The following is a 12,954-nucleotide window of genomic DNA, read 5'->3' as shown; positions in this document are numbered from 1 at the left end:
ACAAGCAGACAACTCAACCCCACCACTGGAGACAACCATGTTCAGAAAAATGACGGCCGCCTGCGCAGCGATCACGCTGGCGCTGCCCATCGCCGCGCAGGAAAGCTACCCCTCGCGGCCGATCCGCCTCGTCGTGCCCTACGCGGCCGGCGGTGCGACCGACTTCGTCGCGCGCACCCTCGGCGATCGCCTCTCGAAATCGATGGGACAACCGGTGGTGGTGGACAACAAAGCGGGCGCGGCGGGCGCCATCGGCGCCGGCGAAGTCGGCCGCGCCAAACCCGACGGCTACACGCTGCTGATGACCATCACCGATTCGCAGATCAACAACACGGCGCTGTTCAAGACCCTGGCCTACGACCCGCAGAAGGACTTCGTCGGCGTCACGCAGGTGGTGCGCAGCCCGGCGCTGATTTCCACGCACCCCGGCACCGGCATCAAGAGCATCGAAGACCTGAAGGCCAAGGTGGCCAAGGGCGGCGCGAAACTGAGCTACGGGTCCTGGGGCGTCGGCGGGCTGGGCCACCTGGCCGGCGAGAGCCTCAACCGCGCACTGAATGCCGGCATGGTCCATGTGCCGCAGCGCGGCGAAGGGCCCGTGGTGACCGACCTGCTGTCGGGCACCATCGACCTCGGCCTGTCGTCGGTGCCCAGCGCCATGCAGCATGTGCCGACGGGCAAGGTCGTGCCGCTGGCCGTGCTGGGGCGCCAGCGCTCCACCACGCTCCCGCAGGTCCCGACCATGAGCGAGCTGGGCTTCAAGGACCCGCTCTACGACACCAACGTCTGGGTCGGACTGCTGGCACCGGCGAAGACGCCGCAGCCCATCGTCGACAAGCTGGCCCGCGAGGTGCGCGCCATCGTCGGTTCGCCCGACGTCAGCCAGCTGTTCGTGAGTCGTGGCTTCGAGATGATGAACAGCACGCCCGAGCAGTTCGCGGCGTCGTACAAGGAGGAGTTCAACGTCATCACCCGGCGGATGCGCGACCTGGGCGTCGAGGCGCAATGAGGCAGGCGACCGCCCCGCGCCCCATGAGGCACGTCACGTCGCCATGAACGCCGACGGCTTCTGCCCGAGCCGCTTTCGGAACATCGTGGAGAAGGCCCCCGGGCTGTCGTAGCCCAGCTGAAGCGCCACGGTGGTCACCGACTGGCCCGTGGCCAACTGGGCCATGGCCGAAAGCAGGCAGGCCTGGCTGCGCCATTCGGCGAACGTCATGCCCGTGTGCAAGCGAAAGAACCGGCTGAACGTGCGTTCGCTCTGGTGCAGCTGCCGTGCCCAGGCGAGCGGAGGCGTGCGCACGTCGGGCTGGTGCAGGAACGCGATGCACAACGCCGCCAGGCGTTGATCGCTGGGCAGCGGCGCAAAGAAGGGCAATGCAGCCGCACGGCGCACCTCCTGCAGCACCAGGGACATCAACAAGCCATCGCGGCCCCGCTCGTCATACAGCGCCGGCACGTCGATGGCCTCGATCAGCAGCTGCCGCAGCAAGGGCGACACCGCCAGCACTTCGCACAGCGAACCGCCGCGCGGTGCCGACGCGGGCTCGATGTAGAGGCTGCGGGTGCTGACGCCCACCATCTTCACCCGGTGCGGCTTGCCGGCGGGAATCCACACGCCGCTGTGGGGCGGAACGACCCACGCGCCGTCGTCCGTGCCCACCTCCATCAGCCCGGTCGCGCCGTAAAGAAACTGGGCGCGGCGATGGCTGTGCATTTCGAGCACGGTGCCCGGCGCATAGTCGGTGCCGATGGCCAGAACGGCACGCGGCGTGAGGTCGAGAGCGTCGAGGGACTGGTTGCGCACAGCGAATCGGTGGGTTGGCCGGAACGCAAATATTGTTGACCGAAGCGCGCACGCGCGCCAAGCCACCCCGCTCTAGCCTCGAGGCTTCTTTCTGTGTCGATGGAGTTGCTCGTGTCGTTGTATCTGTTGTTGGTGGTGTGTGGATGCCTGACGGGCGTCACCACCGTGCTGTTCGGTTTCGGCGGTGGGTTCGTCGTGGTCCCGCTGCTGTACCAGCTCTTGTCCCAGCTGAACGGGCCTGACAGCGCCGTCGGGCAGTCGGCCATGCAGATCGCCGTCGCCACCTCCACGTGCGTGATGATCTTCGGCGCACTACTGGCGACCTGGCGTCATCAGCGTGCAGGGACGCTCGACTGGTCGCAAGTCCGCCCGCTGCTGGGCGCCCTGGGTGCCGGCGCGGTGCTGGGTGCGCTGGCCGCCACCGCGGTGCATGGGGAATGGCTGCGCTGGGCATTTGCGGCGTACCTTGCGCTGACCATCGGGGACTGCTGGCTCCGGCCCGGCTTTCTTTCGCCGGCTGCGGCGCCCAAGGCCGCGCCCTCTGCCACGGCCACGACGCTGTCGGGGCTGGTGATCGGTGGGATCGCCGCATTCCTCGGGGTCGGCGGCAGCGTGATGACGGTGCCCCTCATGCGCCGTCGCGGCATCGAGATGCGCCGCGCGACGGCCATGGCCAACCCGCTGTCCCTGCCGGTGGCGCTGGCGGGCACGGCCACCTACGTGGCCTTGTCGACCACATCGACGCCGTCGTTCGGGCCATGGCATCTGGGGTACGTCGACGTGCGCGCAGCGGCGACGCTCGTGGTGGGCTCCTGGATCGGCATTCGCGTCGCCGCACTGTGGATCGGGCGCATTCCGGACCGACTCCACGCCAAGGTCTACCTGGCCTTGCTGATCGTGGTTTTCCTGGCGATGGTGGTGCGCTGACCGCGTGGGCCTGCGCGGCCGCATCAGGCGTTCCCTAGGCGACAGGCGCGGCGCACAGTCTTTGCCATCATCGCGAATTCGACTGCCGCCCGCCGCCTGCTACACGGAGCCCTCCCCCCATGACCTCGCCTTTCACCACCACCGCCCTGGGCCTGTGCGGCCCGCTGCGCCAGCCGCGCCAGATGCTGGCCGACCAGACCTACGACGACCACAAATCGATCCACGACGACGCGACGGCGGAAAACCTGGGCTTGCGCGCCGGGCCGATCGAGGGGCCGACGCACTTCAGCCAGTTCGATCCCCTGCTGTTCCACGTGTTCGGCCAGGCCTGGTTCGAGACCGGCTGCATCAGCGCCCACTACCAGAACATGGTGGTCGAGGGCGAATCGGTGCGTGCCTTTGTCGACCTGCCCGCGCCCGGCGCCACCTTCGTGCGCCTGCGTGCCGAGAAGGCCGACGGCACGCCAGTGCTGACCGGCACCGCATCGATCGGCGATGCATCGCAGCACCCGCACGAGCTGCGCCAGCGCATCGCGAAGCTGCGCCCGGCCCAGGGCCTGGTCATCAACCGCGACCTGCGCGTGGGCCAACGCGGCGCCGTCGTCGAGAAGATCCGCATGGGCTTCGACCAGCACATGGGCGACCACTACCCCTTCACGTTGGCGGACAAGCTCAAGGTCATCACCGAGCCCAGCGACTGGTACACGCCCGAAGGCGGCAAGGGTTCGCCGTGGGGCCGGGCCATCATCCCGACCGAGATGATCAGCGTGCTGCTCGGCTCCACCAGCGCCGAAGCCCAACTGAGCGGCCGCAAGCCGGCGGTGGGCCTGTTCGCCGGGCAGGAGATTCGCCTGATCAAGGGCCCGCTCTTCGTCGACCAGGACTACGAACTCGAGCGCGAAATCATCGCGCTGAGCGAAAGCGCGCGCACCGAGTCCGTGTGGATACGCACCCAGGTGTACGAGATGCCGTCGCGCACGCTGGTGGCCGAGATGATCCTCAATGGCGCGACGATGAAGGCGTCGTACCCGAACTACGAAGCCGAGGCCAAGGAGCTCGGGCTGGCCTGAGCGCGGCATCGGCCCCATCCACCGGGGCAGAATCCCCTCTTTTTGGGTGCCGTATGCCAGCTGTACTTGAAGGGGGTTGCCTCTGCGGCAAGGTCCGATTCAGCACGAGCCAGCCACCGCTGCGCACGTTCGCCTGCCATTGCACCTTCTGCCAGCGCATGACCGGCACGTCGTTCTACGCCGAGTCGCTCTTTCCGATGGACGCCGTGCAGTTCAACGACGGCGAACTGCGGCAGTACGCACATCACTCGGACGGCAGCCACAAGAAAGTCTTCGTTCATTTCTGCCCCTCGTGCGGCACGACGATGGGCCTGACCTTCGAACGCTGGCCCGACGTGCGTGCCATCTCGCGCGGGTGCTATGACGATCCGAACGCGGTCGAACTCACGAGCCACATCTGGACCCGCTCTGCGCAAAGCGGTGTGACCTTGCCAGCCGACGTGGATTGCTTTGCCAGGGCGCGAGCCACGCTGGATGGCGTGCCCGAAGTGGCGTCACGGCATGAAGCACCTGTGCTGGCTCGGCCATCGAGCCCCCCCCCTCTCGTGAAACACAGAAGCAAGGTCATCGTGGTGGGCGGCGGCATCCTGGGTGCGTCGGCCGCGTGGCATCTGTCCCGGGCAGGCGCCGCAGTCACGTTGATTGAACGCGCCCCCGACGATCGCTCCTCTGCAACCGCCTCCTCTTTCGGATGGGTGGGTGCCAGCGCGAGCACGCCTTCCGACAACCCGACAGCGTTCGCCGAGCGGTTGAAGGCACTGGAGGCGTTCGCCCGTCTCGCGCGCGAACTCGGTCCGTTGCCGATCGCAGCGCGCGGCGCGCTGCTCTGGGGGTCTACGGAAGATGAAACGGCCGCCATGATTGCCGAGCATCGAGCCGCCGGCACACGGATGGAGCGACTCTCCCGCTCCCAGGTCGCCGAAAAGGAACCGCTGCTGGCAGAACCACCCCCGCTCGCTGCCTGGGCGCCCGGCGACTTCGCGTTGGAGCCCTCCGCCTTCGCACGCCAACTGCTGGCAGGCGCGCAGGCTGCCGGGGCATGCATCCGCCACGGAACGGTTCAAGCCATCGAAGCCGCAGGCCGTCGGATCACAGGTGTCGTGATCGACGGGCAGACCCTGCCTGCCGACAGGGTGGTGCTCGCCAACGGCCATGGCGCGCGCACGCTGGCCGCAACGGTCGGCGTCGACCTTCCGATCCATGCATCGCCGGCCGTGTTGATTCGATTCGGTGCGCAGGCGCAGGGCATTCGCCACCTGATCTGCGCGCAGGACATGGAGCTGCGCCCCGCCCTGGGAGGCGGCCTTGTGTCTGCTGCCGACTGTCCAGAAGAAGGCGAGGCCGGCCTTCCTGCCCTTGCCGCGCGAACGGGCAACGCCATTGCGCATCTGCTTGGGGCCGCGACGGCGCCATCGCTTCTGTCCATCAACGCCGTGCAACGTCCCATGACCACCGACGGCAGGCCACTTTGCGGCGCTGTGGGAGACATCGAAGGCTTGTATGCCGTGGTCGCGCACCCCGGCGTGATCCTTGCCCCGCTCCTGGGTCGGCGCTGCGCCGAAGCTGTCCTGGGTTCTTGACTGCGGCAGGGCCTGCAAGGTTCGCGAGCGCTTCGACAACGACACGGCTTGGACGACAGCCGGCCACCATGGTCTTCCGAGCGGCAGTCAGGCACGCAGTTGCCATCGACGATCACTGTGCAGGGCGACCGTTGAGGAAGGCGACGCACGCAGCAAGCAGGTCGCCGCAACGGAATGCCCCACGGCATATGCCTTCATGCGTATGTCGTTCGACTTGCCACGACCAGCGTCCTCATGACTTTGGTCATTTCAGGTTCGAGATCGTCCGCACTAACATGCCCGGACCATGGCCACTGCCACACCCTTGCCGTCACATGCCGCACCGTTGCGCAGCGAGGCCGGCATTGCCATCCCCGCTCGGGGCATCCTGGTGGTCGACGACCACGAGCTGGTGCGATTGGGCCTGCGGGCGCTGCTGCTGGCAGAGACCGGCAGCGTGCCGGTGTACGAGGCACGCTGCCTCGCCGACGCATTGCACCTGTACGAACTCCATGTCGCCTCGCACTTCCTGGTGCTGCTCGATCTCGACCTGCCCGACTCGCAGGGGCTGGACACCCTCGTGCGCTTCAAGCGCGCCTTTCCCGCATCGCGCGTGGTCGTGCTCTCGGGCAAGGACAGCCACGCACTGCTGCAAGGGGCGATGGCACTCGGGGCGCAGGCCTTCCTGCCCAAGACCGGTCACCTGGGCGAGGTGCTGCGCTACGTGCGGGACAACGACCTGGTCGGCATGCCGGCCCGGCTGCCTGCGGCTCCCGTCACTGCGCACACGCAACCGGCGACGGCCGAATTGCAGCCGCAGCCGCAGCTCAATGCGCGCCAGGTCGAGATCCTCGACTGGCTGCTGGCCGGCAAGTCGAACAAGGAGATCGCGCAGCTCTCGCGCCTGACCGAGGGCACGGTCAAGAACCATGTGTCCACCCTGTTGCTGCTGTTCGGCATGCGCTCGCGGGCCCAGCTCATCAGCAGCCTGAGGTGATCCGCGCGCGCGGTGCGGCCTTCGACATGGCGATGCCCGCATGCCTGCGATGAATGACGACCTGCATCCGCCCGCGCTGGCCCAGCGGGTGCTGCGCGAGCAGGTGGCCACGGTGCATGCCAACGCGCCGGCCGCCTACCTCGCGGACTTCCTCACGGCACAGACGCTGGGCATCGGCCTGTTCGTGGCCACGCGGCGCTGGCAGGTGCTGCTGTGGATGGCGCTGCACCTGGCACTGACCCTGCGGCGCGCGTACCGGCGCTACCAGCGCAGCCCCGATGCGGCGGCCCACCCCGAGTACTGGGCCCGCTTCAATGCACGCAACGTGCTGGTGCGCTCCTGCGTCTGGGGCCTGGCGCCCTGGCTGTGCGTGCCGCCGGGGCGCAACCTCGGGCTGTGGGTGATGGTGATCGTCATGATGATGGGCGGCTGCGCCGGCGGTGCGCTGTCGCTGGCCGTTCTCAAGCGCAACATCCCCCGCTTCATCGTGCCCAGCATGGCCAGCCTGACCCTGGCGCTGGCCTGGCGCGGCGACACCGTGCACCTGTTCCTGGCCACCGGCTGCCTGCTGTACATGGGCGTCATGATCATCTTCGCGCTGCAGCACCACCGGCTGCTGACCGCCGCGCTGACCATGCGTTTCGAGAAGGAGGCGCTGGCCGAGCAGCTGAGCCACCAGATTGCCGCCACCCAGCGCGCCAGCGAGGAAAAAACGCGCTTTCTTGCCGCCGCCAGCCACGACCTGCGCCAGCCCCTGCACGCCATCGCGCTGTTCGGCGCCGTCATCGAGAAGAAGCTCCAGGGCAGCGACGATTGGAACCACGCGGCGCGGCTGATGGATGCGGTCGGAACGCTCGGCGATTCGCTGGACACCCTGCTCGACATTTCGCGGCTGGACGCCGGCGAGGTGTCGCCGCAGATCCGCCCCGTGGAACTCAACCCGCTGTTCCTCGCGCTCAACAACGTGTTCGCGGCGCAGGCGACCGACCGGGACCTGCAACTGCGGCTGCGTGCCACGCCGTGCTGGGTGCTGAGCGACCCGCAGCTGCTGCAGCGGCTGCTGTCCAACCTCGTGGACAACGCGCTCAAGTACACGGTGCGCGGCGGCGTGGTGGTGGCCGCGCGGGCACGCGGGCCGCTGGTGTGGATCGACGTCTGCGACACCGGCATCGGTATTCCGCACGAGCACCTGGGCCGCATCTTCGACGAGTTCTACCAGGTCGGGAATCCGGGGCGCGACCGCGCGCAGGGGCTGGGCATTGGCCTGTCCATCGTGCATCGGCTCTCGCGCCTGATGGCGCACCCGCTGCAGGTGCGCTCGCGCCTGGACCACGGCAGCCGCTTTCGCCTGGTGCTTCCGGCGGTGTCGGCCTCGGGCGTCGCGCCGCTCGCCGTGCGCCCGGACGCTGCCTTGCCGTTGCCGCAGCGCGTGCTGCTCATCGACGACGAAGCCGCGATCCGCCAGGCCGTCACCGGGCTGCTGCAGGCCCACGGCGTGGCCGTCGACGCCGTGGCCAGCGAGGCCGAAGCCGAGGCCGTGCTGGTGCAGGCCGCGCACGGAAGCGCCCCTGTCGAGGTGCTGCTGTGCGACGTGCGGCTGGCCGACGGTGCCGACGGACTGGCCGCTGCGCTGCGGCTGCGCGCACGCTTCGGCCCCGGCTTGCAGGTGCTGTTGATCACCGGGGAAACCGCGCCGCGGCGACAGCAGCAGATGCTCGAATCCGGGCTGCAGGTGCTGCTCAAACCCGTGGCCGCCGACAGGCTGCTGCAGGCCCTGGCCTCGCTGACCCCGCACGACACGGCGCACGCACGCATGCGCTCCTGAGCACTTTTTTTTCTCGCCAGGTCGATGACCTTCGACACTGGATTGCAGGTAGCACCGACCCTACCGTGGAGGCCTTCTCATCCACTCCATCTGAAAAAAGGAAGGCCTCTCATGAACACCCCTCGCCCCGTTTTCCGTGCATGGCGCACACCCGCCGCGCTGCTGATGATGAACCTCGCGCTGGTGGCTTGCGGTGGTGGGGGAGGCGGAGGCGGCGGCTTCCCCGGCTTCGCTGTCGCGCCAGCACCGGCCCCTGCGCCTGCCGCCCAGGGCACGCCACCGCCCACACCGGAAGACACCACGCCCGCCATCACGACGCAGCCGTCGGACACCACCGTGGGCCAGGGCGTGGCCGCCACGCTGAAGGTCCAGGCCGCGCGCGCCACGGCCTACCAGTGGCAGCGCAGCGCGGATGGCGGTGCCAGCTGGACCGATGTCTCCGGCGCCACCGGCGACAGCTTCACCACGCCGGCCAACCAGCTGGCCGACAGCGGCCAGCAGCTGCGCGTGCAGGTGACGGGCGCCAGCGGCAGCGTGACCAGCCATGCCGCCACGCTCACGGTCAAACCCTGGGTCGCCACCGTGCTGGCGACCACCGGCGTGACCTACAACCACCCCTACCAGCTCGTCCTGGACGCCAGCGGCGCGAACCTCTACGTGGCCATGGGCGGCAACGGCTCGGTCTATCGCATCGACACGGCCAGCGGCACCGGCACCGAAGTCACGCCGGGGTCGACCATGAATACGCCGTATGGCCTGGCACTGGCCGCCGACGGCACCCTGTACGTGAGCGACCAGCACCGCATCAACAAGATCGCCCCCAACGCCACCACCTACAGCACCTGGGTCGGCGGTGGCACGCCCGGCTATGCCGACAGCCCGGCCACGCCGATGTTCGACAACCCCGCCAGCATCGCGCTCGACGGTGCGGGCAATCTGTTCGTGGCGGACCTGGGAAACAAGCGCGTGCGCAAGGTCGCGGCCGATGGCACCACGAGCACGCTCGCAGGCGACGGCACGCAGGCCAACCTGGACGGGGTCGGCACCGCCGCCCAGTTTGCGCGCCCGCAAGGCCTGGCGATCAGCCGCGATGGCCGCACGCTGTACGACACGGACACCGACAGCCTGTGCCTGCGCAAGATCGACGTGGCCAGCGCCACCGTGAGCACGCTGCTGGGCGATTGCGCCAACGGCGGCGTGGTCGACGGAACGACCGCCACGCCGGCCCGGCTCGGCTTCTCCTACGGCGTGACGGTGGATGCGCACGACAACGTGTTCCTGACGCACGCCTGGGACGGCGTGGCGCGCGTGGTCACGCCTGCGGGCGAGATCAGCACGCTGCGCGACAGCACCGGCGCGGCGATCGCGTTCAATTTCCCGATCGGTGTGGCAGTGGCCAGCGACGGCAGCGTCTACGTGGGCGCCTCCAACGGCAACCAGATCTTCAAGCTCACGCTTGCGCCCTGAGTCTGAGTGGAACCGCCGGGTCTTCCGGCTCGCACCGCGCGAACCGAAGACCTGGCGAGCGACATGCCCCGGCCACCTCTCCTACCGACACTCGTTCCAGTACCCGTCCGGGTTCGCCTCCAGCGGCGTGGCGATCCGCTTGAGCGACGTGCGGCCCTGTGCGTCCTTCGCGACCACGAAGATGTGCCCGTCCTGCACCGGGAAACCGTTGCGCAGAAACTTGAAGCCGCTGCGCACCGACGCAAAGTCGGCCGCGTTGAGTGCGTTGCGCAAGGCACCGCGATCGGCGACGGAGCCCTTGGTCTCCTTCAGCGCACTGTCGATCAGGAGCGCCGCATCGAAACCTTGCGCCGCGTACTGCGAGGGAATGCGCCCGTGCTTCTTTTCGAAGGCGGCAACGAAAGCCTTGCTCGTCGGACTCGGCAGGTCGGGGCCCCAGACCGCGCCGGCCACCACACCAAGCGCGGCCTCCTTGAGCAGCGGCAATGTCGTGCCATCGACCGTGCCCACGGTCAGCAAGGGCACCTTGCTCAGCAGGCCCGAGCGGTTCACCTGCTGGATGAAGTTCACGCCCAGGTCGCCAGGCAGGAAGGCCACCACCGCATCGGGCGCGACGCGCTGGATCTGCGCCAGCGCCGCCGCGTAGTCGGTCTGCTGGGGCGGGACGTAGATTTCGCTGATCACCTCGCCCGAGTAGTAGCGCTTGAAGCCGCGCAGCTGGTCCTTGCCCGCTGCGTTGTCGGGCGCAATGAACAGCGTCTTCCAGTAGCCCTTGTCGACCGCGTAGCGCCCCACGATCCCGGCCTGGTACTCGTCCTGGTACGAGGCGAAGACGAACCGGGTGTTGCACTGCTTGCCGGCGATCGGCGCGGGGCCGGCATTCGAGCCGACGAACAGCATGCCCGCCCGGGCCATCGGCTTGGCCATGGCCATCATCACGTCGGAGAAGGTCACGCCGGTGACGAAGCTGACCTTGTCCTTCTCGATCAGGCTCTGCACCAGCTGCGCCCCGCGCTCGGGGTTGTGCTGGTCGTCTTCCTTGAGAACCGTCACGGGAACGCCGCCGAGCATGCCCTGGCGTTGCTCGACCGCCAGCATGAAGCCGTCGTACTCTTCCTGCCCGAGCGCGGCCCCAGGGCCGGAGAGCGTGCCGATGAAGCCGATGTTGACCTGCGCGGAAGCGGCCAGTGCCGCGGCGCCCAAGGTGCAGGCCACGAGGGCCGTGCGGATGCGGTGGATCAAGGTGTTCCTTGTGAATGAGTGAAGCGAGTCTCGCCTGTTCCCGGCCGCCCTTTCCCCGGAAGCAGGTTCACGACGCTGCTTCGGGACCGACGCTCACTGCACATCACTCGCGCACGAGCCGGACCCCGAGGGGCATCGGCTGCGCCTCGCAAGAGACATCGCCCCCACCGCCCAGCACCCATCCGCCGATCCATGCACGGGCCTCCCGCGTCGCGGGGCCGGCGGTGCAGACGGTGGAGGACCGATACCCTTCGCGCAGCGGCTGCGTGCCGGACGCCGGGAAATCGGCGGCGGGGATGTCGAGCTTCTTGAACCAGCGCTCTGCGAGGCTGTTCACCTCCTTGATGGTGGGCAGGCGCCAACCCGGTTGTGTGGCGGCGTGCTGCAGGGCTTGCACATAGCGGTAGCGCCCGGCCGTTCCGGTGCAGCGCTGGCCGTTCCATACCTGCGGCTCGTCGCAGCGGCGCCACGCCAGGCCGGTGTGGCGGTCTTCGACCACGCCGCCGGGCACGCCGCGCTCATCGGGCACTTCGCGCCAGCGGCCGGTCTCGGGCACTTCGGGGCCGCGCACCAGGCGCACGAACAACGGCTGCGGCTTTCTCTCCATCCTGCGGTTGCAGCTGTAGACGAACCCGAGCTTGAAGCTCACGCACCAGATGCGGGTCTGGTCGTCGGGCTCGGAGCTCAGGTAGTGGCCCGGCACGGTGTTGGGCAGCCATCGCGCATCGACGGCGGCCTGCTCGGCGGGCCACCGCCCCGTCCGTTCGTTGATCAGCTCCCCCAGATCGATCAGGCCGTACAGCTCGGCCACCGTGGGCAGGCGCCAATCGGTGAAGCCGCACAGGCGCATCGCGTTCACCTGCGCCACATAGGCCATGGCATCGCCCGGCCGCCCGTCGCCGTAGTAGGAATAGGCGTCGGTGTTGGCCCGGCTGCCGGGCGCTGGCTCATTGTGCGGACCGTAGCTGTCGATCAGCTTGCCGGTGCCTGGCGGACCGGCCTGTGTCCTCATCCACGCCAGCTTGCCGCTGTCGGGCTTGCCCTCCCAGACCAGCCCGGACACCCGGTCGCGCACGCACGAGGTCAAGGGTTGGCCGGCCACCGCCTCGTAGTCGGGTGGGCCCGCGCGCAACATGCCGTCCTGCTTGGGGATCAAGGCCAGCGGCCCCGCGTCCGTGCACGACTGAGGGGCGGATCTGCCGTCTTGCTGCAAGCCCAGGCACGTGCGCGCGCCGGTGGGCGGCACCTTCACTGTCGTCAGTCCGGCGGTGGTCGTCGGCGACTGCGCGGCGGCAGGCGCGGCGGCCCATCCCAGCAGAGCGATCGCGGTGGCTGTTGCGCGAAGCATGCGCAGTGCATAGGCGCGGGCGGCGGAAAGGCTGGAGGTATTCATGAGGAGTTCGAACGGGGCAGATGGGTCTGGCGTGACGCCGGATTTCACTCGCGCTGCCGGGCTGTTCGACTACCCGGCTTTCAAAGCGCCGGCGACCTTGTAGGCACTGACGAGGAGGCCGGACGGCATGGCTTTCGTGCTGACGAGTTCGAGGGAGCGCGGTGGGGTTCCCTGCGCGAAGAAGCGCTTTCCAGCGCCCACCAGGACCGGATAAACGACCAGCAGCACTTCATCCACAAGACCGTGTTCGAGCAGTGTCGATGTCAGCGTAGAGCTGCCCCAGAGAATCAGGTTCGGGCCCGCCTGCGACTTGATGCGGTGAACGCCCTCGACGACGTCCGGCCCCAAGCTTTCGAACGGACCCCACGAAAGGCTTTCGGGGCGGTGGGTCACGACATGCTTGGTCGCTGCATTCAGTCCATCCGCCATCGCGCTGCTCGGCGCCTTGGGCCAGTAGTCCGACCACATGTCGTAGGTGCGACGCCCGAGCAGCAGATCGAAGCGCCCGCCATGCGCGGCGAGCACCTCATCCCGGCCGGCCGGGCTGCGGTACGGCGCGGTCCAGTCCGCGTAGGGAAAACCGTCTTCGCCCGAGGTCTGGATCACGCCATCCAGCGAGATGTGCTCCATGATTTTCAGCGTTCTCATGCGGGTCTCCGTGCTTGGG

General features: G+C 68.5%; 11 protein-coding genes. 7 read left to right on the top strand and 4 right to left on the bottom strand.

From position 1 onward, the window contains the following. The first annotated feature begins 37 nt into the window (after positions 1–37). Complete coding sequence (locus AC07OH_RS15910; RefSeq protein ID WP_495301331.1) at positions 38–1,009, top strand: Bug family tripartite tricarboxylate transporter substrate binding protein; 972 nt, start codon at positions 38–40, stop codon at positions 1,007–1,009. A gap of 33 nt (positions 1,010–1,042) precedes the next feature. Here AC07OH_RS15910 and AC07OH_RS15905 read toward each other — a convergent pair whose 3' ends face one another. After that, the gene (locus AC07OH_RS15905) at positions 1,043–1,807 is read right to left on the bottom strand and encodes an AraC family transcriptional regulator (RefSeq protein ID WP_495301330.1); all 765 of its coding nucleotides are present in this window, start codon (positions 1,805–1,807) and stop codon (positions 1,043–1,045) included. 99 nt (positions 1,808–1,906) lie between these two features. On the opposite strand from AC07OH_RS15905, the gene AC07OH_RS15900 reads away from it, so the two are divergent. The 6 genes from AC07OH_RS15900 (at position 1,907) to AC07OH_RS15875 (ending at position 9,652) form a co-directional block, all read left to right on the top strand. Continuing rightward, the gene (locus tag AC07OH_RS15900; RefSeq protein WP_495301329.1) at positions 1,907–2,734 is read left to right on the top strand and encodes a sulfite exporter TauE/SafE family protein; all 828 of its coding nucleotides are present in this window, start codon (positions 1,907–1,909) and stop codon (positions 2,732–2,734) included. Positions 2,735–2,853: 119 nt separating this feature from the next. Beyond that, positions 2,854–3,804 carry a hypothetical protein gene (locus AC07OH_RS15895; RefSeq protein ID WP_495301328.1) on the top strand — a complete coding sequence of 317 codons (951 nt, stop codon included), beginning with the start codon at positions 2,854–2,856 and terminating at the stop codon, positions 3,802–3,804. Between the two features lie 53 nt (positions 3,805–3,857). Next, a complete protein-coding gene (locus tag AC07OH_RS15890) occupies positions 3,858–5,384 on the top strand; it encodes an FAD-dependent oxidoreductase (protein ID WP_495301327.1) in 1,527 nt (508 codons plus the stop codon). A 286-nt stretch (positions 5,385–5,670) separates the two neighbouring features. Continuing rightward, positions 5,671–6,360 (top strand): response regulator transcription factor, encoded by a 690-nt coding sequence (locus tag AC07OH_RS15885; RefSeq protein ID WP_489061846.1) that lies wholly within the window; start codon positions 5,671–5,673, stop codon positions 6,358–6,360. A gap of 40 nt (positions 6,361–6,400) precedes the next feature. Further along, positions 6,401–8,185 (top strand): ATP-binding response regulator, encoded by a 1,785-nt coding sequence (locus tag AC07OH_RS15880; RefSeq protein WP_495301326.1) that lies wholly within the window; start codon positions 6,401–6,403, stop codon positions 8,183–8,185. A 111-nt stretch (positions 8,186–8,296) separates the two neighbouring features. After that, entirely contained in the window at positions 8,297–9,652 is a 1,356-nt protein-coding gene (locus tag AC07OH_RS15875; protein WP_495301325.1) for a DUF8696 domain-containing protein, read from the top strand. A gap of 81 nt (positions 9,653–9,733) precedes the next feature. Here AC07OH_RS15875 and AC07OH_RS15870 read toward each other — a convergent pair whose 3' ends face one another. From AC07OH_RS15870 to AC07OH_RS15860, 3 genes are all read right to left on the bottom strand, one after another. Next, positions 9,734–10,894: an ABC transporter substrate-binding protein gene (locus tag AC07OH_RS15870; RefSeq protein WP_495301324.1), complete on the bottom strand. Its 1,161-nt coding sequence runs from the start codon at positions 10,892–10,894 to the stop codon at positions 9,734–9,736. A 103-nt stretch (positions 10,895–10,997) separates the two neighbouring features. Beyond that, positions 10,998–12,242 carry an Lcl C-terminal domain-containing protein gene (locus AC07OH_RS15865; RefSeq protein ID WP_495301323.1) on the bottom strand — a complete coding sequence of 415 codons (1,245 nt, stop codon included), beginning with the start codon at positions 12,240–12,242 and terminating at the stop codon, positions 10,998–11,000. A gap of 114 nt (positions 12,243–12,356) precedes the next feature. Next, a complete protein-coding gene (locus tag AC07OH_RS15860; RefSeq protein ID WP_492677718.1) occupies positions 12,357–12,935 on the bottom strand; it encodes a dihydrofolate reductase family protein in 579 nt (192 codons plus the stop codon). Between the last annotated feature and the right edge of the window lie 19 nt (positions 12,936–12,954).

The sequence above is a fragment of the Variovorax sp. GW821-FHT10C12 genome (assembly GCF_059415405.1).
The sequence above is the reverse complement of the archived record's forward strand: the minus strand, read 5'-3'. Positions and strand labels throughout refer to the sequence as shown.

What these genes read in the sequence shown, in the direction of transcription:
- AC07OH_RS15910 (WP_495301331.1), top strand. Translation starts at nt 38, where the DNA reads ATGTTCAGAAAAATGACGGCCGCCTGCGCAGCGATCACGCTGGCGCTG.
- AC07OH_RS15900 (WP_495301329.1), top strand. Translation starts at nt 1,907, where the DNA reads ATGGAGTTGCTCGTGTCGTTGTATCTGTTGTTGGTGGTGTGTGGATGC.
- AC07OH_RS15895 (WP_495301328.1), top strand. Translation starts at nt 2,854, where the DNA reads ATGACCTCGCCTTTCACCACCACCGCCCTGGGCCTGTGCGGCCCGCTG.
- AC07OH_RS15890 (WP_495301327.1), top strand. Translation starts at nt 3,858, where the DNA reads ATGCCAGCTGTACTTGAAGGGGGTTGCCTCTGCGGCAAGGTCCGATTC.
- AC07OH_RS15885 (WP_489061846.1), top strand. Translation starts at nt 5,671, where the DNA reads ATGGCCACTGCCACACCCTTGCCGTCACATGCCGCACCGTTGCGCAGC.
- AC07OH_RS15880 (WP_495301326.1), top strand. Translation starts at nt 6,401, where the DNA reads ATGCCTGCGATGAATGACGACCTGCATCCGCCCGCGCTGGCCCAGCGG.
- AC07OH_RS15875 (WP_495301325.1), top strand. Translation starts at nt 8,297, where the DNA reads ATGAACACCCCTCGCCCCGTTTTCCGTGCATGGCGCACACCCGCCGCG.
- AC07OH_RS15865 (WP_495301323.1), bottom strand. Translation starts at nt 12,242, where the DNA reads ATGCTTCGCGCAACAGCCACCGCGATCGCTCTGCTGGGATGGGCCGCC.
- AC07OH_RS15860 (WP_492677718.1), bottom strand. Translation starts at nt 12,935, where the DNA reads ATGAGAACGCTGAAAATCATGGAGCACATCTCGCTGGATGGCGTGATC.